Annotated in this window: 20 protein-coding genes; 6 read left to right on the plus strand and 14 right to left on the minus strand. The window is 63.3% G+C overall.

Features of this window, described 5'->3' with window-relative positions; translation table 11 throughout:
* Positions 1-96: 96 nt before the first annotated feature.
* From VFW93_RS11170 to VFW93_RS11220, 11 genes are all read right to left on the minus strand, one after another.
* Complete coding sequence (locus tag VFW93_RS11170) at positions 97-828, minus strand: sigma-E factor negative regulatory protein (RefSeq protein ID WP_329694070.1); 732 nt, start codon at positions 826-828, stop codon at positions 97-99.
* Between the two features lie 111 nt (positions 829-939).
* Positions 940-1,557, minus strand: a complete 618-nt coding sequence (gene rpoE, locus VFW93_RS11175; protein ID WP_414639657.1) for an RNA polymerase sigma factor RpoE — start codon at positions 1,555-1,557, stop codon at positions 940-942.
* A gap of 92 nt (positions 1,558-1,649) precedes the next feature.
* Positions 1,650-2,429, minus strand: coding sequence for a hypothetical protein (locus VFW93_RS11180; protein ID WP_329694071.1), 780 nt, complete (start codon positions 2,427-2,429; stop codon positions 1,650-1,652).
* Between the two features lie 49 nt (positions 2,430-2,478).
* Positions 2,479-3,723 (minus strand): beta-ketoacyl-ACP synthase II, encoded by a 1,245-nt coding sequence (fabF, locus tag VFW93_RS11185; RefSeq protein ID WP_329694072.1) that lies wholly within the window; start codon positions 3,721-3,723, stop codon positions 2,479-2,481.
* 80 nt (positions 3,724-3,803) lie between these two features.
* Positions 3,804-4,043 carry an acyl carrier protein gene (acpP, locus tag VFW93_RS11190; protein WP_035034663.1) on the minus strand — a complete coding sequence of 80 codons (240 nt, stop codon included), beginning with the start codon at positions 4,041-4,043 and terminating at the stop codon, positions 3,804-3,806.
* Positions 4,044-4,152: 109 nt separating this feature from the next.
* Complete coding sequence (gene fabG, locus VFW93_RS11195; RefSeq protein WP_329694073.1) at positions 4,153-4,899, minus strand: 3-oxoacyl-ACP reductase FabG; 747 nt, start codon at positions 4,897-4,899, stop codon at positions 4,153-4,155.
* A complete protein-coding gene (gene fabD, locus VFW93_RS11200) occupies positions 4,896-5,834 on the minus strand; it encodes an ACP S-malonyltransferase (RefSeq protein WP_329694074.1) in 939 nt (312 codons plus the stop codon). The genes fabG and fabD overlap by 4 nt, the downstream gene beginning before the upstream one ends.
* Before the next feature lie 72 nt (positions 5,835-5,906).
* Positions 5,907-6,938, minus strand: a complete 1,032-nt coding sequence (locus VFW93_RS11205; protein ID WP_329694075.1) for a beta-ketoacyl-ACP synthase III — start codon at positions 6,936-6,938, stop codon at positions 5,907-5,909.
* An 11-nt stretch (positions 6,939-6,949) separates the two neighbouring features.
* Positions 6,950-8,077, minus strand: coding sequence for a phosphate acyltransferase PlsX (plsX, locus tag VFW93_RS11210; protein ID WP_329694076.1), 1,128 nt, complete (start codon positions 8,075-8,077; stop codon positions 6,950-6,952).
* Between the two features lie 124 nt (positions 8,078-8,201).
* Positions 8,202-8,387: a 50S ribosomal protein L32 gene (gene rpmF / locus VFW93_RS11215; RefSeq protein ID WP_133607876.1), complete on the minus strand. Its 186-nt coding sequence runs from the start codon at positions 8,385-8,387 to the stop codon at positions 8,202-8,204.
* Between the two features lie 260 nt (positions 8,388-8,647).
* Entirely contained in the window at positions 8,648-9,250 is a 603-nt protein-coding gene (locus VFW93_RS11220) for a YceD family protein (RefSeq protein WP_329694077.1), read from the minus strand.
* A 108-nt stretch (positions 9,251-9,358) separates the two neighbouring features.
* On the opposite strand from VFW93_RS11220, the gene VFW93_RS11225 reads away from it, so the two are divergent.
* The 5 genes from VFW93_RS11225 (at position 9,359) to VFW93_RS11245 (ending at position 14,534) form a co-directional block, all read left to right on the plus strand.
* Positions 9,359-10,024, plus strand: coding sequence for a Maf family nucleotide pyrophosphatase (locus tag VFW93_RS11225; protein ID WP_329694078.1), 666 nt, complete (start codon positions 9,359-9,361; stop codon positions 10,022-10,024).
* A gap of 49 nt (positions 10,025-10,073) precedes the next feature.
* Positions 10,074-10,901, plus strand: a complete 828-nt coding sequence (locus VFW93_RS11230) for an SAM-dependent methyltransferase (RefSeq protein ID WP_329694079.1) — start codon at positions 10,074-10,076, stop codon at positions 10,899-10,901.
* A gap of 58 nt (positions 10,902-10,959) precedes the next feature.
* The gene (locus VFW93_RS11235; protein WP_329694080.1) at positions 10,960-11,460 is read left to right on the plus strand and encodes a DUF3429 domain-containing protein; all 501 of its coding nucleotides are present in this window, start codon (positions 10,960-10,962) and stop codon (positions 11,458-11,460) included.
* A 63-nt stretch (positions 11,461-11,523) separates the two neighbouring features.
* Entirely contained in the window at positions 11,524-13,359 is a 1,836-nt protein-coding gene (locus tag VFW93_RS11240) for a peptidase M61 (RefSeq protein WP_329694081.1), read from the plus strand.
* Positions 13,344-14,534, plus strand: coding sequence for a DUF3108 domain-containing protein (locus VFW93_RS11245; RefSeq protein WP_329694082.1), 1,191 nt, complete (start codon positions 13,344-13,346; stop codon positions 14,532-14,534). Before VFW93_RS11240 ends, VFW93_RS11245 begins: the two co-directional genes overlap by 16 nt.
* Here VFW93_RS11245 and VFW93_RS11250 read toward each other — a convergent pair whose 3' ends face one another.
* Both VFW93_RS11250 and VFW93_RS11255 read right to left on the minus strand, forming a co-directional pair.
* On the minus strand, positions 14,535-15,290 hold the full coding sequence (locus VFW93_RS11250; protein ID WP_329694083.1) for a DsbC family protein: 756 nt from the start codon (positions 15,288-15,290) through the stop codon (positions 14,535-14,537).
* Positions 15,291-15,325: 35 nt separating this feature from the next.
* A complete protein-coding gene (locus tag VFW93_RS11255) occupies positions 15,326-16,486 on the minus strand; it encodes an FAD-dependent monooxygenase (RefSeq protein WP_329694084.1) in 1,161 nt (386 codons plus the stop codon).
* 230 nt (positions 16,487-16,716) lie between these two features.
* Here VFW93_RS11255 and ychF point away from each other — a divergent pair, with 230 nt between their 5' ends.
* Positions 16,717-17,808: a redox-regulated ATPase YchF gene (gene ychF, locus VFW93_RS11260; protein WP_329694085.1), complete on the plus strand. Its 1,092-nt coding sequence runs from the start codon at positions 16,717-16,719 to the stop codon at positions 17,806-17,808.
* 55 nt (positions 17,809-17,863) lie between these two features.
* Here ychF and VFW93_RS11265 read toward each other — a convergent pair whose 3' ends face one another.
* Entirely contained in the window at positions 17,864-20,386 is a 2,523-nt protein-coding gene (locus VFW93_RS11265) for a DUF2309 domain-containing protein (protein ID WP_329694086.1), read from the minus strand.
* Between the last annotated feature and the right edge of the window lie 21 nt (positions 20,387-20,407).

Genomic DNA, 20,407 nt, shown 5'->3' on the forward strand with positions numbered 1-20,407 from the left:
ACTGACCTGGTGTGAAGAGAAGTAAAGATAACAAAGACAAAGGCCGCTGCAGCTTCTCAGCTCCACAGCGGCCTGCAAGGCGGAAAGTTGGCTGCCTTAACGGCCGTCAAACACCACTTGTCTCATCAATGCGCCTTGCGCGGCGAACGACGGGTCAGCCCCCTGCCCTCCGTGCTCGGTAGCGAGCGCCTGATCCAATCGAGGGTCTCGCACGATCACCACATCACCCGGGCGACTGAACGAAGCGCCAGAACCAATCGACAAACCAGGCATGCGCCCAGGCTCGGCAACAACGCCGCCTGTCCATTGCACTGGCACAAAGCCATTGACCACCCCGCCTGCGGGTTGCATGAAACCAGAACCCGCCTGCGCCACCGTGGCGTCACCGGTGTTCGTGGCGTTGCCACCAGGCAGCAGTTGTGAAGACATCAGGGCGCCCACGACCATCACGAAACCTGCTGCCACGGCCATCGGACCAGCCCAGGCCCGGCGCTTGAGCGGGTGCACCACCGCAACAGGCGCCTTCGCCTCGGCGGCGGCGCGCTGCGCTTGTGCAGCCTGTGCGGCACTCGGTGCCAGCACCACAGGCTCCTGCGCCAGACGCTCACGGAATTTGTTCAGAAAGGCGTTCCCGGCGCTGGTCTCGGCCAGATCCTCCGAGCGCATCACGTCACCGATCATCTGATAGGTGTGCCAGGCGGCGCGTGCATCCGGTTGATCCCGCCAGGCAGCGCACGCACGAGCGACTTCCTGGGGTTGCGCCTCACCATCGGCCAATGCCGACAAGGCCAGCCGAGCGGCATCACTGTCACTGAAACGGTCAGACATGCGTATTTGCTCCTGATTCGTACCTGGGGTGCCGCGCAGCGCAACAACCTCATGCCTGACAGACTCGGCTCGCCGAAAAAAGTTCACTCAGATTTACATTTGAGCGTGACGTCACCAGCGTTCGCCCTGTCGCGTGTCCAGCAAGGGGCGCAGACGCGACGCAATGGCCTCCCGAGCCCGGAAAATCCGCGAACGAACCGTCCCGATCGGACAGTTCATCATTTCAGAGATTTCTTCGTAGCTCAGGCCTTCGATTTCACGCAGCGTGATGGCCTGGCGCAGGTCTTCCGACAAGGATTCGATGGCCGCGTTCACCGTCTGGGCAATCTGCCGACTGGCCAGCACGGACTCCGGGGTCTCGCCGTCGCTGAGGTCATTTTCCACACGAGAGCTGTCTTCGTCGTCCTCGCTGCTCGACGCCATGGCCGATTCGGTCAGCACCGGATCGCGCTTGAGGCCGATCATGGCCTTCTTGGCCGTGTTGACGGCGATGCGATACAGCCAGGTGTAGAACGCGCTTTCCCCACGGAAGTTGGGCAAGGCGCGATAAGCACGGATGAAGGTCTCCTGGGCGATGTCTTCGACCAGATCCACATCCCGCACCATGCGGGCAATCAAACGTTCGATTCGGCGCTGGTACTTGACGACCAGCATTTCGAACGCTTTCTGGTCGCCGCGCTGCACACGTTCGACCAAGGCAGCGTCCACATCAACGATGGGCTCGACCAATTCGGTGTGCGCCACCCCTTCGGTCTCGGCGACGGGCGCACGACTGATTTCATCCTGGTCGATCTGACCTGGATTGACAGGGTCCTGAGGCTTCACGCGCGCTCCCCGGTGCGTGCGGCCAGTGGGTCGCAAACATCATCGTCACGCATGACGAGCGTAGAGGGGAAAGCCGACTCCGTGGTGGAGTGGATCTGACTGAGGCTGTGCATCGAGCCAGATGGCATGGCAGAAGAACGCAACTTGAATCCTGATTTGAATGTGTGCGCCCATGATGCCATCGCCTGGGCCATGCCATGCATAGCCACGCTCAGTGGCGCACGACTTGCCTGCGTCAGTGTCGTCAGGCGAGCAGGCAGATACAGAAGAGACCTCAGATGATGCAGAGAGTTCCGGGTCAGGCCAGCGCTCGCCCCCGGTCGCTGCACCTTGGCGTCCAGCCAGATCCAGGATTGCCGCGGCGCCGTCGCATGAAGGGATGTCACACGCAGCAACATCCAGCGTTGCAGGTCCATCAGGACCTCAACCCGCACGGCCGAATCCCATTGCGCCAGACGAAACCCACCAACGGTCAAGGTAACGCCATCTTCCTGAATCTCGCGAACCGGCCCTGTCCAGACCAGTGTCAGGGGGGACTGGTCGGCGCGCCAGGTGGACCACGTAGACCACGCCAGCCAGCACCAGCCCACCGCCACCGACAAGCCGGCGATCAACAGCACCGGCGAACCGCCCCAGACCGCGACTTCATGGACCAGCCCCACAACCCAGGCCACCACCATCACACCGCCCAGCAGCCAGAAGATGGCCGCGGCCCTGTGGACCGAAGGCAAGCCACCCGAGCCCGACCAGAGGGCCCAGGTGCTGGGTTTCATCATGGGGTGCGGGGCCATGCTGACTCGCGACAAAGCCCGGCGCACCCGTCAATCAGACGCGCTTGAACACCAGCGAACCGTTGGTGCCGCCGAAGCCGAAGTTGTTCTTCACGGCCACGTCGATCTTCATCTCGCGCGCGGTGTTGGCGCAGTAGTCCAGGTCGCACTCGGGATCCTGGTTGAAGATGTTGATCGTGGGAGGCGAGATCTGGTGGTGCACAGCCAGAGCCGTGAACACGGATTCAATGCCGCCAGCACCACCCAGCAGGTGCCCCGTCATGGACTTGGTCGAGTTGACGATCAGGTTCTTCGCGTGATCACCAAACGCCGCCTTGATGGCGTTCGTTTCGTTGGCATCGCCCAGCGGCGTGGAGGTACCGTGCGCATTCAGGTAGTGAACCTGATCGGTGTTGATACCTGCATTGCGCAGCGCCGACAGCATCGAGCGCTTGGGGCCGTCCACATCCGGTGCGGTCATGTGATAGGCATCACCAGTCATGCCGAAGCCGACCAGTTCCGCGTAAATCCTGGCGCCGCGCGCTTTGGCGCTTTCGTACTCTTCGAGCACCATGACGCCAGCGCCCTCACCCAGCACGAAGCCGTCACGGTCCTTGTCCCAGGGGCGTGAAGCCGTCTTGGGATCATCGTTGCGTGTGGACAGTGCGCGGGCAGCAGCGAAACCGCCAATGCCCAAGGGCGACACGGTGGCCTCAGCGCCACCAGCGACCATCACGTCGGCATCGCCGTACTCGATCATGCGGGCAGCCAGACCGATGGCATGCAAGCCCGTCGTACAAGCCGTGACCACGCCGATATTGGGGCCCTTGAATCCGTACTGGATGGACACGTGGCCGGAGATCATGTTGATGATCGATGCGGGCACGAAGAAGGGCGAGATGCGGCGAGGGCCGCGATCGGTGTATTCCTTGTGGGTCTGCTCGATCATGGGCAGACCACCAATACCGGAGCCAACCATCACGCCAATGCGTTCAGCCAGCTCAGGTGTCAGGGCCTCGCCCGTAGGCAGACCCGCATCACGGACGGCCTGCATGGAAGCAGCCAGACCGTAATGGATGAAGGTATCCATGTGGCGGGCTTCTTTGGCGGGGATGTAATCCTCGATGTTGAAGCCCTTGACCTCACCTGCGAACTGGCAGGCGAACGCCGAGGCATCGAACTTGGTGATGGTTTGGATGCCGGATTGGCCAGCAACCAGATTCGACCAGGATTCCTGAACATTGTTGCCCACGGGGGTAACCAGGCCCAGGCCTGTGACGACGACGCGACGACGGGTCATGCTTGGATATGAATAAGGTTGATTCGATGTGAACAAGGCCCGAGCTCAGCGAGCAAGGGCCTTGGTCTGACTCAATCGGCTCAGGCCTTGACGTGCGACTTGGCGTAATCGATCGCCAGTTGCACTGTCGTGATCTTTTCAGCCTCTTCGTCAGGGATTTCGATGCCGAACTCGTCTTCGAGGGCCATCACCAGTTCAACGGTGTCCAGGGAATCGGCGCCCAGGTCGGCAACGAAGGCCTTCTCGGGGCTGACTTCAGACTCGGCAACACCAAGTTGCTCTGCAATGATCTTCTTGACGCGTGCTTCGATATCGCTCATGACTCCTCCAGGAGGTGGTGCAAACAAACCAGGGATTTTACCGGTTCGGCGTGTCTATAACGCCGACGGCTCGAAAAAGGAAATTGAGATTCCCTGAACAATCTCAAAATCAGTTCATGAACATGCCGCCATTGACGTGCAATTCCTGCCCTGTGATGTAGCCGGCTTGAGGCGAGGCCAGAAAGGCCACGGCGTCGGCAATGTCATCGGGCTGGCCCAGACGGCCCAGCGGAATCTGCGCCTTCAAGGCGGTATGTTGCTCTTCGGTCAGGGCGCGGGTCATGTCGGTGTCAATGAAACCCGGTGCCACACAGTTGACGGTGATGTTACGGCTACCCAGCTCGCGGGCCAGCGCACGGGTCATGCCGGCCACGCCAGCTTTGGCTGCAGCGTAGTTGGCCTGACCGGGGTTGCCACTGGCGCCCACGACCGAGGTGATGTTGATGATACGGCCATGGCGCTGTTTCATCATGGGGCGCATCACGGCGCGGCTCAGACGGAACACGGCCTTGAGGTTGGTGTCGATGACGGCATCCCAGTCATCGTCCTTCATGCGCATGGACAGGTTGTCACGCGTGATACCGGCATTGTTGACCAGCACGTGTAGCGCGCCATGCTCCTTGAGGATGGCGTCCAGGGCAGCATCCACAGCGGCGCCATCGGTCACGTTCAACACGATGCCCTTGCTGCCTTCAAAGCCAGCCAGTGCGTCGCTGATGCCTTGCGCGCCAGATTCGGTGGTGGCCGTGCCAATGACCTTGAGGCCACGCTGGGCCAGGCTCAACGCGATGGCGCGGCCGATACCGCGGCTGGCACCGGTCACCAGCGCCACTTGTCCCTTGAATTCCGTGCTCATGCCAGCAGCCCCTTGGCTTCAGCAAGCGAAGCCGGATCAAAAATGGTGGTTGCAATCAGGTCAGCCTCGATGCGCTTGACCATACCGGCCAGCACTTTACCTGGGCCGCACTCGATCACATGTGTCACACCCCGCGCCTTGAGGGCGGCGATGGTTTCGACCCAGCGCACGGGGCCGAAAGCCTGGCGATACAGGGCATCGCGGATGGCATCGGCGTCAGTCACGACCGCGACATCGATGTTGTTGATCACCGGGATCAGCGGCGCCGCAAAAGGCGTGGCCACCAGCTTTTCCTTCAGGCGCTCGGCAGCAGGCTTCATCAGGCTGGAGTGAAACGGTGCCGACACCGGCAGGGGCAAGGCGCGCTTGGCGCCCGCGGCCTTCAAGACCTCGCAGGCTTTATCGACCGCTGCCTTGGTGCCGGCGATCACGGTTTGCTTCGGGTCATTGAAGTTCACGGCTTCTACAGCTTCGCCGACAGCGGCGGCAGCTTCAGCACAACCAGCCTTCACAGCTTCGGCGTCCATGCCCAGGATGGCGGCCATGCCACCGGTACCCACGGGCACGGCGTCCTGCATGGCTTGCGCACGGAAGCGCACCAGGGGCAAGGCATCTTTCAAGGTCAGCACGCCGGAGGCCACCAGTGCAGAGTACTCACCCAGCGAGTGGCCCGCTACGGCAGCCGGATTCAGGCCGGTTTCAGCCTGCCAGGCGCGCCAGCAAGCCACACCCGCCGTCAGCATCACGGGCTGGGTGTTGGTGGTCAGGTCGAGCGATTCCTTGGGGCCTTCTGCAATCAGGCGGGCGATGTCTTCACCCAGGGCATCAGAGGCTTCGGCCAGTGTGTCGCGCACGGCGGCGTGGCCTTCCCACGCATTGAGCATGCCCACGGCTTGGGAGCCCTGGCCGGGAAACACAAAAGCAAATGCAGTCATGACGAGGTCCTTGGTACTGTCTCTGAGAAATGAGTGTTGTGGGTGAAATCAAGAGGCGTGCGTCGACTGGCGTCAATAGTCAACCAGCACCGCGCCCCAGGTGAAACCGCCACCCACGCCTTCAAGCATGAGTGTCTGGCCGCGCTGGATCTGGCCGCTGCGTACCGCATGGTCCAGTGCCAGCGGAATCGATGCCGCCGAGGTGTTGCCGTGCTGATCGACGGTCACCACGATCTTGTCATACGGAAGTTTCAATTTTTTGGCAGTGCCCTGCATGATGCGCAAATTGGCCTGATGCGGAATCAGCCAGTCAATGCAGGTTTCGTCCCGACCTGCCGCTTCCAGCACTTCGTGTGCCGCCTTGTCCAGGACGTTGACGGCCAGCTTGAACACCGCCTGCCCGTCCATCTTGAGCGTCACGTCACCCAGAACCTGCCCGCCCGACACATTGCCCGGCACATTGAGCAGATCCACGTAACGGCCATCCGCATGCAGACAAGAGGACACGATACCAGGCAATTCGGACACTTCCAGCACGACGGCACCCGCGCCGTCGCCAAACAGCACGCAGGTGGTCCGGTCCTTGAAGTCCAGCAGGCGGGAGAACACCTCGGCGCCGATGACCAGCGCACGGCGCGACACGCCCGAACGGATCATGGAATCGGCCACCGTCAGGGCGTAGATGAAGCCGGAGCACACGGCCTGCACGTCAAACGCGGGGCAACCGTGGATGCCCAGCTCGCGCTGGATCAGGCAGGCCACGGACGGGAACACCATGTCCGGCGTGGATGTGGCACAGATGATGAGATCGATGTCCTCGGCCTGCAGGCCGGCTGCATCGAGGGCTTTGCGAGCCGCCTGCACGCCCAGCATGCTGGAGGTGACATCAGGCTCGGCAAAGTGGCGCGCATGGATGCCTGTGCGCTCGATGATCCAGTCATTGGAGGACTGGATGCCATCGGCGGCGAGGCGGTCAACCAACTCCTGGTTGGTGACACGCCGGGGGGGCAACTGGCTGCCTGTTCCGGCGATGCGGGCAAATCGAGGGCCCGTCAACGCCTGTGAGCTGGAACGTGAATTGTCGTCAGTATGTCTTGTGGACATTGAGGGGTGGATCAGGCCGCCTGCCCCACATCCGCCGAACCGCTTGCGTCAGCCGAAGTCGGCAGACTGACAAGCGTGGCTGCGATCTGGTCGTGAACCCGGTCCAAAAGCTTGTGACGGGCGGCATCATAAGCCCGATTCATCGCCACTTCGAAAGCCAGGGCGTCAGAAGAACCGTGGCTCTTGAACACCAGGCCACGCAATCCGAGCAGGGCCGCACCGCTGTAGCGGCGGTGGTCAACGCGCATCTTGAAGCGATTTAGCACCGGCATGGCGACCAAAGCCACCATCTTGGTGACGATATTGCGCGTGAACTCCTGTTTGATGAAGGAGGCAAACATGCCCGCCAAGCCTTCAGCAGTCTTCAAAGCGACGTTGCCGACGAAGCCATCGCACACCACGATGTCCGAAGTTCCCTTGAAAATATCGTTGCCTTCGACGTTGCCGTAGAAGTTCAACAGGCCACGATCGTTGGCCGTGCGCAGCAATTCCCCCGCCTGCTTGATGACTTCGCTGCCCTTGATCATCTCTTCGCCGATGTTGAGCAGACCCACGCTGGGGCTGTCCTTGCCATCGACAGCCGACACCAGGGCGCTGCCCATGACGGCAAACTGCAGCAGGTGCTCGGCCGAGCAGTCCACATTGGCACCCAGATCCAGCACCGTGGTGAAGCCATCCTTCTGGTTGGGCATCACGGTGGCCAGGGCGGGACGGTCGATGCCATCCACGGTCTTGAGCAGGTAGCGAGCCAGGCCCATCAACGCGCCAGTGTTGCCCGCCGACACGCAAGCGTGCGCATTGGCTGGCTTGTCGGCCGTGGCCTTGAGCTGGCTGATGGCCACGCGCATCGAAGAATCCTTCTTGCGGCGCAGCGCGATTTCAACCGGATCCTCCATCGTCACCACTTCGGTACACGGCACCAAAGTGGTACGAGGCCAGTTGCGGGCAGGTTCGATGGCTTCTGCCAGGCCCACCAGCACCACCTCGGCATCGGCATGCTTGGCCAGGAAGGCCTTGGCTGCCGGCAGCGTGATGGACGGCCCATGATCGCCACCCATGGCGTCCACAACGATGCGAACGGGGGAGATCACCCCGTCAGACGATCGGGAGGCAGACAAATTGGGCGTGGAGGCAGTCATGGGCAAATGATTCATTCACGAAAGCACAAAAGAACAAGGGCTGGCGAACCGATGTTTCGGTTGACCCAGCCCTCATGGCGTGATTTGTTTATACCCGGCCAGCAACCGGGTCAGATCTGAAAGATCAGGAGGCGTCAGCCTTGGTCTTGAGGACCTTGCGACCACGGTAGAAACCGGTGGCGCTGATGTGGTGACGCAGGTGAACTTCACCAGTGGTGGCTTCCACGGCCGTGCCCGGCGTAACCAGGGCATTGTGCGAACGGTGCATACCGCGCTTGGAGGGCGACTTTTTGTTTTGCTGAACGGCCATGTTGGACTCCGGATGTGCGAACTTAGCTTGCAGCTCGCGGTTTGTCAGACCACACCGTGCCAGTTTCCTGTTGCGATTCCTGTTACGAAAACCCGCTGGAAACCGAGCGCCTTGCAGTCCGCAAGTGTTTAAAAAATGGATTTTGAACCGGCCAAACCACTCAAAAAACGCAAGCTTTGGTGCACACCTCTGCCCACGAAATAAATTGGTCTACCCGGAAAACCAGCGATTCTAGCACGAATCCTGGCAAAGGATCAATGTCAGGTGCGATCCTTTTTCAAGGACGCCAATACTGCAAAAGGATTCGGCTTGCCCGACGCCGTCACGGCCTCGCCAGGCTGCTCGGCGGGCGCCACGTGACCAGGGGGCACCGCTTCAACTTCTGCCTTGATCAGCGCGGCCACATCGGTCGGGCACTGTTCGTGGCGCGGCACGATGGGCTGTCCCATGATGAGCTCGTCCTCAATGAGATCCTGCAAATCAAATTGACGGGACAAGGCCAGCACGTCGTCGTCACAATCGGCATCCAGTTCGGCGGCTGCCGCCTCGTCTTTCACGAAACGGATGCTGGTGTCGATCGCCAGCGGAAGGGTCACGGCATGCAGGCAGCGCTGGCATTCGCGGGCAATTTCGCCATGCGCACTCAGGTCCAGCCAGAGCTGAGGGCCGCCCACACGCTGCGCCACCAGACGCCCCTGGGCGCGCCAGCTGATGGGCTTGAGGCTGGCCACATCGGCATCCTTGGCCAATTCTTCGGCCAGACGGGGCCAGTCCTGGACGGGCATGGCGCCCACCATCTCTTCGCCGGACTCGATAAAGGCGGCCATGTCCAGCTTGCGGGGAGCAAAAGTGCGTGCTTTCATTGCCGCAAGTTTAGGGCAAGCGCTCCAGCCCGGGGACAATACGCGCGTGGTTTGGCCTTGCCTGCCCGCCAAACGCCCCCTGACCTGCTGCCCTTGATCAGCGTTCACATGCCTTCCAGCCACAGCCCGCAAGCCACCTTGACAAGCACCACTGCCGCCTGGCCCCGCCTCGTGCTGGGCTCCACTTCGCCCTATCGCAAGGAACTCCTCGCTCGCTTGGGGCTGCCATTCGAGACCTGCTCGCCCCGGACGGACGAGCAGCCCCTCCCTGGCGAGTCCCCGGCCGCTCTGGCCTTGCGGCTGGCTCAGGCCAAGGCGCAGGACGTCTGCCAGCAGTTGCAAATAGCTTCGAGTTCAGATGTGCTGGTGATCGGCTCGGATCAGGTCGCCGAACTGCATGGCCAGGCGCTGGGCAAACCTGGCGACCATCAACGTGCCACCGAGCAATTGCGGGCCATGCGCGGGCAGGAGGTGCACTTCCACACCGCCGTCTGCGTGATGCGCCCTGCCAGCCAGTTCGCCAGCACCCATCTGAGCACCGTCACGGTCACCTTCCGGGATCTGAGCGACGCCGATATCGACACCTACCTGCTCGCCGAACGGCCTTATGACTGCGCCGGCAGCGCCAAAGCAGAGACGCTGGGCATCGTGCTGCTGGAGCGCATCGTCTCCGACGACCCCACTGCCCTGATTGGCCTGCCGCTGATCGCCACCGCGCGCCTCATGCGTGACGCGGGCGCTGACGCTCTGGCCTGGCGCCGCGCGTTGCGCTGAAAAGCTCGCCCGGCCACCATTCTCGATAACTTTCCCCTCTGAACTCGCCATGCCACAAGCCCCCCAAGACAAGCCAGGACGCTACGGTCGACTGCTGCTGATCCCCAATACCCTGGACCTGGGTTGCCTGGACACGGCGGAAGGCAGCGCCGCGCCCGATCTGCGCGAGGTGCTGCCCATGGGGGCGATCATGGCCGCCGCCGGGCTGCGCCACTGGATTGCCGAGAATGCCAAGACCACACGCGCTTTCCTCAAGCGTGTGGGCGAGATCACCCCCCTGGCTGCCCCGATGCAGGAACAGCAGATCCAGGTGCTGCCACGCCCACCCAAGGGCGGCCACAAGCGCACAGGTGGTGCGCCCAGCTCGGAAGAGGCCCGCCAGATCGCCGAGTTGCTGGCCCCTGCCCTGGCCGGGCACGATGTCGGTCTGATTTCCGAAGCGGGCCTGCCTGGCGTGGCGGACCCCGGCGCAGCGGTCGTGCTGGCGGCGCACAAGGCTGGCGTGAGTGTCTTGCCCTTGTCCGGCCCCAGCTCGCTCGTTCTGGCCCTGGCGGCCAGTGGCCTGCATGGCCAGAGCTTTGCCTTCGTGGGCTACCTGCCTGTCGAAGCGCAGGAGCGCAGCCAGCGCATCAAGGAACTGGAGCAACTGTCGCGCAAGGCGCATCAGACTCAGCTGGTAATCGAGACGCCCTACCGCAACCCGGCCCTGTGGCAGGCCCTGGTGCAACACCTGCAAGGCAACACCCTGCTGAGCGTGAGCGTGGGCCTGACCTTGCCGCAAGGCTGGAGCCGCACGGACACGGTCGAGCAATGGCGCAAGCAGGCGTTGACTCTGCCAGACGACATTCCCGCGGTTTTCAGCTGGTTGGCCGCCTGATCGGCCCTTCAAGCCGCGCGCTTCTTGCCACAATGGCGACATCGCACCAAAGTCCACCATGAACGACCTGCCCGCCACCCATACGCTGCCCGATCACCACCATGCCGAACCAGACGAGCTGGCGCGCAAGCTGGCCTATGCGGGGCTGATCCCTTTCGTTGGTGGCGCCATCTTCATCTGGTTGCTGGTCGGTCGCATCGACGCCGAGCCCTTCATGTTCGTGGTGCGCGCCATCACCAGCTACGCCGCGCTGATCGTGGCCTTTCTGGGCGGCATCCCCTGGGGCCTGATGATGTGGCGCTCGACCTGGCACATGGAGGCGCCCCCCCACTATCGCCGCGCGCTGTGGACGGGCGTGATCTATTCGCTGGCCGCCTGGCTGGCCCTGCTGATGCCGCCCCATGCGGGGCTGGTCGTGCTGGGCGTGCTGCTGATTGCCTGCTACCTGAGCGACCGCAAGCGCTACCCGGAACTGGGCGTAGCAGGCTGGCTTACCTTGCGCTTCCGCCTGACCTGCGTCTCCAGCATGAGTTGCTTCCTGGCCGCCGCCCAGATCTGATCGGCGCCTAGATCTGCACACTGATCCGAGCACCAAGCCACCCCACACGAGCCACCCAGCCCGATGATCCAATACCGCATTGAAGTCGCCGACGCGCACGCGCACCGCTTTCTGGTCACCTTGCGTATCGACAAGCCCCAGCCCCGGCAGCAACTGAGCCTGCCGGTGTGGATCCCGGGCAGCTACCTGGTGCGGGAATTCGCGCGCCATCTCTCACCGCTGAAGGCGAAGCAAGGCACCCGCGACATCGCCGTGACACCGCTGGACAAGGCGAGCTGGGAAGTGGCCACAACGGGCTCGGCCGCCCTGACCGTGCAATACGAGGTCTACGCCTTTGACACCTCGGTGCGCGCGGCCTTTCTGGATGCCAGCCGTGGCTTCTTCAATGGCACCAGCGTCTTCCTGAAAGTGGCAGGCTTTGAAGACCAGCCTCATGCGGTGAAGATCGCCGGTCTGCCCAAAGGCTGGCAAGTGGCCACGGCCCTGCCGGCGACCAAGGTCAACGCACAAGGCGTGGGCGACTACCTGGCGCCCGATTACGACGCCCTGGTCGACCACCCTGTCGAGCTGGGCACCTTCTGGCGCGGCGAGTTCACCGTGCGGGGCGTGCGCCATGAATTCGTGGTGGCCGGCGCCACGGCCGATCTGGACGGCCAGAAGCTGCTGGACGACACGCGCCTGATCTGCGAAGCCCAGATCAACTTCTGGCACGGGCGCAAGAAGGCGCCGTTCGATCACTATGTGTTCATGCTCAACGTCATTGAAGATGGCTACGGCGGGCTGGAGCACCGGCAGAGCACGGCCCTGATCTGTGGCCGCAAGGATCTGCCTCGCCAGGGACGCCCGGTCAACAAGGACGCCTACACCACCCTGCTGGGCCTGATCAGCCACGAGTACTTCCACACCTGGAACGTCAAGCGCCTCAAGCCGGTCGAGTTCGCGCCGTACGACTACACCAAAGAGAACCACACGCGCATGCTGTGGTTCTTCGAAGGCTTCACCTCCTATTACGACGACCAGTTCCTGCTGCGCACCGGCCTGATCGACGCCGCCACCTACATCAAGCTGCTGGGCAAGACGGTCAACCAGGTGCTGTCCACGCCTGGCCGCCTGAGCTACAGCGTGGCCCAGGCCAGCTTCGATGCATGGACGCGCTATTACCGTCCCGACGAGAACACCGCCAACGCCACCGTGAGCTACTACACCAAGGGTTCTCTGGTGGCACTGGCCCTCGATCTGGCCCTGCGTGAACTGCCCGCCTCCGGCAAGGCCCATCCGTCGCTGGATGGCGTCATGCAGCGCCTGTGGCAACTGGGCCGCCCCATCACACAGGCTGATGTGGCCCAGGCCCTGGCTGATGAAGCCGGGCGTTACCCGCAAGGTCTGCAGGTCAAGGCGGGCACGCCCGTCGAGCAAGCCTGGCTGGCGCTGCTGGACAAGTGGACCGAACAATGCGAGGAACTGCCCCTTCAGCACCTGCTGGACCGCCTGGGCATCGCCTGGAGCAGCAAGGCCGCGCCGCTGCCTCAGCAATGGGGCATGCGCGTGCAGGACACCCCTGGCGCAGCCAAGGTGCAGGCCGTGATGCGCGGAGGCCTGGCCGAGCGCATGGGCCTGAGCGCGGGCGACGAGTTGCTGGCGCTGGCTGGCTGGCGCGTCAGGAAGACCGACGATCTCGCGGCCTGGCACGATGCCAAGCGGGCTCAGACGCTGCTGATCTGCCGTGATCAGAAGGTCCTGACGCTGACCGTGCCTGCACAGGAAGGCTCGGCGCAGGGCAAGGCCAAGGCGGCTGCTACGGCGCCCAGCCACGCCTCCGACATCGTGACCCTGAGCCTGGCTGATGTCGGCCAGGCCCCCGACAAACTCGCACGCAGGCAGGCATGGCTGCAAGCCTGAAGTTACCGCAAGCCACGCCGCCTGGCATGCCGGACGGTCATGCCGCCCGCCCACAGCGGCGCTGGATCGTGATCCTGGCGCTGACGCTGCTGGTGGCGCTCGCCCATCTTCTGGTGACGTATGAGGTCTCCCAGCAGATGGCGGATCTGTCCTCATCTGCCGGGTCCTCCATCAAGCGCATGGAGGCCACCTACGTCACGGAAATCAAACAGACCGCGCCACCTGTCGCGGCCGCTGCACCGCCTGCGCCTCCTGCCGCGCCTCAGGCACCCGCCGTGAAAAAGCGCGAGCCCAAAGTGGCCAAGGCAGCCTCGGCGCCCGACGATGCCGCATCTGCGGCCAAGGTTGCTGATGGCGCCAGCGCCGCCGCCCCTGGCGCATCAACCCCGCCAGACACCGTGGCCAAGGTCGCCGAGCCGGAACCCGCCGCCAGTACCCCTGATGCCGACAAGCCTGTGGCGGCCAACGAGCCTGCACCAACAGCCAGCGGCCCCACCTTCATCTGGCCCAAAGCCACCAAAGTGAGCTACAAGATGGAGGTCTACTATCGTGGCCCCATCGAAGGTGGGCGAGCGACCGTCGAGTGGGTTCGCCAGAATCAGCGCTACCAGGTTCGCCTGGACGCCAGCGTACCCTTGCTGGGTTGGATCAGCATGATCAGCGAAGGCAAGGTGGGGGCCAATGGTCTCTCGCCAGAGCGCTACGAAAGCGTCAACCAGTTCTTGTTCAAGTCATCCAAACCCGCCACACTGAAATTCGAGGAGCAGGAGGTGGTGCTGGCTTCTGGTGAGCGCATCGCGCGTGTGCCTGACCTGCAGGACCCCGTCAGCCATTTGATCCATCTGGCCTACAGGTTCATCACCCACCCGAACCTGCTGCAACAAGGCAATACCATCGAGATGCCGCTGGCCTCCAGCAAGCGGATGGATGTGATTGCCTACGATGTGATCAACGAAGAGGTCCTGCACACTGGCATGGGCGACGTGCGCACCATGCACGTCAAGCCACGCAGGCTGACGCAGGACAAGAACGCCTTGCTGGGCGACATCTGGTTTGCGCCCAGCCTGCAATACCTGCCCGTGCGGATCTACGCCAAGTGGGCAGACGACATCTACGTGGACATGCAGATGGATGGCGCCCCGCAGCAAACGCCCGGGGATCCGCCCGAATACTGATCAGCCGCCGACCTTGGCGCTGGCCTTGCTCAAACGCTGTTCCACAACCGCAGCCGAAGCGGCAGAAGCCAGGCGTGAGCCATCTTCGAAGAACATGGCCGGCGTGCCGTTGACGCGCAGCTTTTGCGACAGCGCCAGATTGCGCTGAGCGGGGGACGCGCACATGCCAAAGGCCTTGGCTGGTGCGGAGCCATTGAGCATCCAGTCACGCCACGCCAGCGTGCGGTCCTTGACACACCAGATGTTGTCCACCTTGACGCGCGAGTCGTCTCCCAGAATCGGGATCATGAAGGTGTAGACCGTCACGTCCTTGACTTGCTGGAGATCACGCTCCAGGTGCTTGCAGTAACCGCAATTCGGGTCTGCAAAGATGACCAGGCGACGCTTGCCATTGCCGTTCTTCCAGACGATGGCGTCCTTGAAGGGCAGATTGGCGAAGTCCACCTTGTTGATCTCGTCCATGCGCTCTTCGGTCAGGTTGCGCTGGGTCCTGGTTTCCAGCAACTGACCTTCGATCACGTATTCGCCATTGGCATCCGTGTAGATGATCTGGTTGCCGACCTTCACCTCGATCAGGCCCGCCACCGGCGTGCTTCGGGCCGACTCCACGGGCGGCAATTCGGGCACACGCTGCGCCAGCTTGGCCTTGATGACGGCCAGTTGAGCGGCGGGCAACTCCCCGCTTTGCGCATGGGCCGCGATCCCCATGGTCAGGAACAGGCTGGCCACGGCCAGTGCGCGAAATTTGGAAATCATCCTCAGTCCTTTGACAATGCTCTTGATAGATGGGATCAGTTGTCCAGTGCGCGGCCGATCAGCCAGTTCTTCACCGGCCCCAGTCGTTGCACCAGCGACATGCCGGCATTGCGCAGATCGCGCACGGGGGCACGTTCGTCGGCAAACAGGTGCAGCAGGCCGTCGGTCAAGCCGGCCATGGCCTTGGTAGGCCACTCGCGCTGCCGCGCATAACGGCGCAGTGTGCGCTCATCCCCAGGCGAACGCCACGGCTCGTCTGCCCGCGCCTGCTTGAGCACGGTCACCAGGGTATCGACATCGGCCAGCCCCAGGTTGAGCCCTTGCCCCGCCAGCGGATGTACCAGATGTGCCGCATCGCCCAGCAGGACCCAGCCCGGGCCTGTCCAGCGGCTAGCTTGCGCCAAAGCGAGAGGCCATGCCGCCACCGGGGATGTGAGGCTCAGTTGCCCCACTTTGGCGGGCGCCGACGCATCGGACAGCAGGATCGCATCCTGCAGTTCCTGCTCGAATTCAGATGGGTTCAGCGACAGCAGGTGCTCGGCACGAGCCTGCGGCACCGACCAGACCAGACCATAAGAGGCCACCGGATCCGGCTGATTGAAGGGCAGCAAGGCCAGGATGTCGGGAGAGCGGAACCACTGCCTGGCCACGCCATGGTGAGGCTGCGTGGCTTTCAACCGCGCGGCCACACCCCAGTGACCGTATTCCTGCCTGGCAAAAGACACGCCCAGCGATGAGCGGGTGCCGGAGAACTTGCCTTCGCAAATGGCCAGCAGACTGGCGTCAACGGGCGAGCCCTGCTCGGTCACCGGCGGCACCACCTCGACACGTGGGGCAAATCGCATGGCCTCGCCCAGCAGGCGCTCCAGCTCGGCGGCGTCCACGATCCAGGCCAGTTCACGCACGCATTGCTGCCAGGCAGAAAAGGACAAGGCGCCGCCCTCGTCGCCCCGGACATCCATCTCCAGAACAGCCGCAGAACTGGCCTTCAAGGCCGGCCAGACCCGCAAACGCTCCAGCAAGTTGATGGCACGGGCATTGAGCGCATAGGTGCGCACATCCGGCTGGCCGGGCTTGCCGGAAGCTGGCGCTTTCGCCCAGGCCACACGCCAGCCATCGGCCGACAGCGCCAGAGCCAGGCTCATCGCCACGGCGCCAGAGCCGCTCACACACACATCAAAAGCTGTCTTGGTCATGAAAAAAGTCTGGAAGCGCTTATGCACCGCCTTGTGCGATGCTGACTGCCGCCGATTTTGTCCCGGTTTCAACCAGCCTATTATGGATTTCAAAAGCACCTCGGCCGCAGGATGGCCGACACAGCAACGCTCACCGCGTAAAATGACGGGTTTGGCGTGTGTTGCGCCCCGGGAAATGGGGCGCAAGGCTTGTCCGTCTTCCTTTCGTCTGTCTCCAACCAGGAACATCCATGAGCCTCAAGTGCGGCATCGTGGGTCTGCCCAACGTCGGCAAGTCCACCCTCTTCAACGCCCTGACCAAGGCCGGCATCGCGGCTGAAAACTACCCCTTCTGCACGATCGAACCCAATGTGGGCGTGGTAGAAGTGCCTGATCCTCGTCTGGCCAAGCTCGCCGAGATCGTTCAGCCCGAGCGCATCCTGCCCGCCATCGTGGAGTTTGTCGACATCGCCGGTCTGGTGGCAGGCGCCTCCAAGGGTGAAGGCCTGGGCAACCAGTTCCTCTCCCACATCCGCGAAACCGATGCCATCGTCAACGTGGTGCGCTGCTTCGAAGACGACAACGTGATCCACGTGGCCGGCAAGGTCGACCCGATCGCGGACATCGAGGTCATCCAGACCGAACTGTGTCTGGCAGACCTGGGCACCGTGGAAAAGAGCCTGGTTCGTTACAACAAGACGGCTCGTGCAGGTGACAAGGATGCGCAGGCGCTGGTCAAGGTGCTGGACCGATGCCAGGCTGCCTTGAACGAGGCCAAGCCGGTCCGTTCGATCGACTTCAGCAAGGAAGAGCTGGCCTTGCTCAAGCCCTTGTGCCTGATCACCGCCAAGCCCGCCATGTTCGTCGGCAACGTGTCGGAAACCGGTTTCGAGAACAACCCCTTCCTGGACCGCCTGCGCGAATTTGCTGCAGCCCAGAAGGGCGAAGTGGTGGCCATCTGCGCCAAGACGGAAGCCGAGCTGGCCGAAATGGAAGACGAGGACCGCGCCATGTTCCTGGCCGAAATGGGCCAGGACGAACCCGGTCTGAACCGTCTGATCCGCGCGGCTTTCAAGTTGCTGGGCCTGCAGACCTACTTCACCGCCGGCGTGAAGGAAGTGCGCGCCTGGACGATTCACGTGGGTGACACGGCCCCGCAGGCGGCTGGCGTGATCCACACCGACTTCGAAAAGGGCTTCATCCGCGCCCAGACCATCGCCTTTGACGACTTCATCCAGTACAAGGGTGAAGCTGGCGCCAAGGACGCGGGCAAGATGCGCGCCGAAGGCAAGGAATACATCGTCAAGGATGGCGATGTACTGAACTTCCTGTTCAACGTCTGAGGCCGGCTTCGGTCTCCGCGCATGCGGCGGTGGGCACACCCCGCATGCTGCCCCGTCAACCAGGCACAGCCTGGCACCACTGGCCCGACTGATAGCGCGAGAAGCCAGCGCTCTCGAAGCGCCACAGGTGCAACCAGCCGTTGTTCAGCAATGAACTGAGCACCTCGTGCTGACCGATGATGGCGCTGATGGTCGCCTCAGGTGCGTCGATCACCACGGTCAGGCGCAGTGGCTCGTGCACCCAGCGTTCACCATCGTGCACGGACTGGCGAGACAAACCGATTCGCAAGTCCCCCCCATTGCCTTCAAAGACCCCGATGTGGCCACCCACAACGTTGTGCAGCAGCTTGTTGCCACTGCCCAGGCGCACCGGGTCACAGGTCGAGGCGTGGTATTGCCAGTTGATCCAGTGCGCGACCAGCATGGGCCCGGTCATGAGCGCAGCGAGCACACTGCCGTCAGGATCCTGGACGGTATCGTAGTCATGCAGGAAGCTTCGGCCATCCAGCTTCACGCCCAGGGTGCGCTGACGAGGTGCCATCACCAAAGCGGCGTTACCGGCGAGCCCCCATTCAGGCCGGGTTTGCGCCCCATCGTTGGCGCGGCAACGAAACCGATCAAGAAGATCGCGGTGCGGCAAACCGGCATCCAGCCTGAGGCCACTCGCCCGCTCGCTGCGTACCTGATCACCTGCCTGCATGAAGGCCTCCAGCAAGCGCTCCCAACGGGCACGCGAGGCGGATGGCAAGAGGTCCAGATCGAAGCCCTCGACTTCATCCGTGGTGGTGTTGTGCAGCGCGGCGACGAACACCGTGGATGCGCTTATCTCGATGCCCCTGGCTTGCAAGCCGTCGCGTACTTCCGGCTCGTTGAGCAGCAAGGCCAGGCTGCGGGCGTTGACTTCGCCTGTCTGACCACAGCAGGCACCGCAATCCAGCGCCGCCGCGTGCGCGTTGTTGGTGGACTGGCTGCCATGCCCAACCAGCAGCACCAGCGGTGCCAGCCTGTTGACCAGTCCCATGGTGTGCAACACGCGCGCGGCCAGGTCCACTTTGGCTTCCGGCGCGAGGCCGAGCACGTGCGGCCTGCAGATCGGGCGGTAGCGCGAGGGCACCCCCGCCAGATCATCTCGCGCACGGGCCTGCCTGGACGGCCACACCCAACCGCCAAGCTTGCCCAGATAGCCCCATCCTGCGGCCTCGACAAAAGAGAAGGCGCCGCCAGGCCAACGGCTGGCCGCCGACCACTGTTCGGACAAGGCGAACCGCGCCCGACGTGACCGGCCGGCCGCTTCCAGACTCTGCCCGTCCGAGTCGCATGAGACGGCATCCGCCGACACCATGCGGTCCGTCACGGCAAGGGCAGGCGCCATCAATCCGGGCAATTGCGGCCGCCTGACTGCCGTGCCAAATGGTGTGTACGCCAGTGGCAAGCCAAAGAAGCCGGCGAACCCCAGGGTCTGGACGGCCGGCCACGCGACCTCGAGCGCCCGACGCAGACGTTCACTGCGCACATCGATGCAAAACACCGCCTGGACTTCCACATTCTTCCGAGCCAGCTCCATACGCCCTGCTCCCAGCAGGCGCTGCGCCAGTGTGCGCTGGTAGCCCAACTCCAGCGCCACTTGCCAGACCTCGTCAACCAGCAAGGCCTCTTCGGCTTCCATCAACAAGGCGTGGGCCTGTCCCCAGGCTTGCTGCAAGGTCGCAAACGCCTGCTCGGCTGCAGCGTCGTCCTTGCACTCCAGCAGCAAGGCCCCCCAGGCAAGGCGAATGGCCAGCAGCTCGCGCAGATGTGGATCCGTCTTCCCCGCCAGACCGGCCTGCCAACCCAGGTAGGCACACCAGGAGGCCCAGCCGTTGACGGTCAGCAGCACCGCCTCCAGGTAATCCGCCCACACCGCTGCGGGCAAGCCCAGGCGCCTCAGGGCCCATTGCTCTGCTTCCGATGCCGTGGCAGGCAAGGCATCCAGCGCACGACCGATGTGAGGCAGGCCCATGAGCACACCGATACCGTGATCGTGCTGCAGCGTATCTCGCCAGAATGCGTACAAGCCCAGGTTCCGCTCTGGCTGCCAGTTGGCCTGGTGCGTGTCGAAATAGGCCGCGCAGGTCTGACTGACCTGGTGCGTGATGGCCTGGCGCCAGGACAGGCGCCTGTGGCGTCCGGGGTCGTTGTCCAGCACATCGATCAGCAAAGGCAGCTGTACCAGATCCATCTCCGACTGCAGCGCTGCCACACAGTGCTGCGATGTCATGCCGCTGGCCCAAGCCTGAGGCAAACGCTGCAATGCCTGCGCCAGGTCATCGGGGGTGATCCGCCCCTCTTGCCAGGCGAGGTGCTGTAGCTGGCGCGACGGCCACACCTGGATCTTGCCCAGCAAGGCCATCCGTGCCGCGACACGACGCACCGGCATGCCGATGCGAGACCAGTGCGGACTGACGGCAATCGCGCGGTCCAGAGGCCAGGCAGGCGCGATGGCCTGACAGGCCTGGCGACATGCCTGATCAATCTGGCGATTCAGGGTCGGGTCTGGCGCCAGGCTCTGTGAGGGAGGAGCGATCACGGTATCCGTCATGGTGTTCTCCTTGCCAACAGA

It is taken from the genome of Aquabacterium sp. (genome assembly GCF_036279675.1).
Classification (GTDB): domain Bacteria; phylum Pseudomonadota; class Gammaproteobacteria; order Burkholderiales; family Burkholderiaceae_C; genus Aquabacterium.

Coding starts and splice junctions, on each gene's coding strand:
- fabD (WP_329694074.1), bottom strand. CDS start 5,834: ATGACTGCATTTGCTTTTGTGTTTCCCGGCCAGGGCTCCCAAGCCGTG.
- plsX (WP_329694076.1), bottom strand. CDS start 8,077: ATGACTGCCTCCACGCCCAATTTGTCTGCCTCCCGATCGTCTGACGGG.
- acpP (WP_035034663.1), bottom strand. CDS start 4,043: ATGAGCGATATCGAAGCACGCGTCAAGAAGATCATTGCAGAGCAACTT.
- fabG (WP_329694073.1), bottom strand. CDS start 4,899: ATGAGCACGGAATTCAAGGGACAAGTGGCGCTGGTGACCGGTGCCAGC.
- rpmF (WP_133607876.1), bottom strand. CDS start 8,387: ATGGCCGTTCAGCAAAACAAAAAGTCGCCCTCCAAGCGCGGTATGCAC.
- VFW93_RS11230 (WP_329694079.1), top strand. CDS start 10,074: ATGCCACAAGCCCCCCAAGACAAGCCAGGACGCTACGGTCGACTGCTG.
- VFW93_RS11170 (WP_329694070.1), bottom strand. CDS start 828: ATGTCTGACCGTTTCAGTGACAGTGATGCCGCTCGGCTGGCCTTGTCG.
- VFW93_RS11250 (WP_329694083.1), bottom strand. CDS start 15,290: ATGATTTCCAAATTTCGCGCACTGGCCGTGGCCAGCCTGTTCCTGACC.
- ychF (WP_329694085.1), top strand. CDS start 16,717: ATGAGCCTCAAGTGCGGCATCGTGGGTCTGCCCAACGTCGGCAAGTCC.
- fabF (WP_329694072.1), bottom strand. CDS start 3,723: ATGACCCGTCGTCGCGTCGTCGTCACAGGCCTGGGCCTGGTTACCCCC.
- VFW93_RS11240 (WP_329694081.1), top strand. CDS start 11,524: ATGATCCAATACCGCATTGAAGTCGCCGACGCGCACGCGCACCGCTTT.
- VFW93_RS11220 (WP_329694077.1), bottom strand. CDS start 9,250: ATGAAAGCACGCACTTTTGCTCCCCGCAAGCTGGACATGGCCGCCTTT.
- VFW93_RS11180 (WP_329694071.1), bottom strand. CDS start 2,429: ATGATGAAACCCAGCACCTGGGCCCTCTGGTCGGGCTCGGGTGGCTTG.
- VFW93_RS11255 (WP_329694084.1), bottom strand. CDS start 16,486: ATGACCAAGACAGCTTTTGATGTGTGTGTGAGCGGCTCTGGCGCCGTG.
- VFW93_RS11235 (WP_329694080.1), top strand. CDS start 10,960: ATGAACGACCTGCCCGCCACCCATACGCTGCCCGATCACCACCATGCC.
- VFW93_RS11205 (WP_329694075.1), bottom strand. CDS start 6,938: ATGTCCACAAGACATACTGACGACAATTCACGTTCCAGCTCACAGGCG.
- VFW93_RS11245 (WP_329694082.1), top strand. CDS start 13,344: ATGGCTGCAAGCCTGAAGTTACCGCAAGCCACGCCGCCTGGCATGCCG.
- VFW93_RS11265 (WP_329694086.1), bottom strand. CDS start 20,386: ATGACGGATACCGTGATCGCTCCTCCCTCACAGAGCCTGGCGCCAGAC.
- VFW93_RS11225 (WP_329694078.1), top strand. CDS start 9,359: ATGCCTTCCAGCCACAGCCCGCAAGCCACCTTGACAAGCACCACTGCC.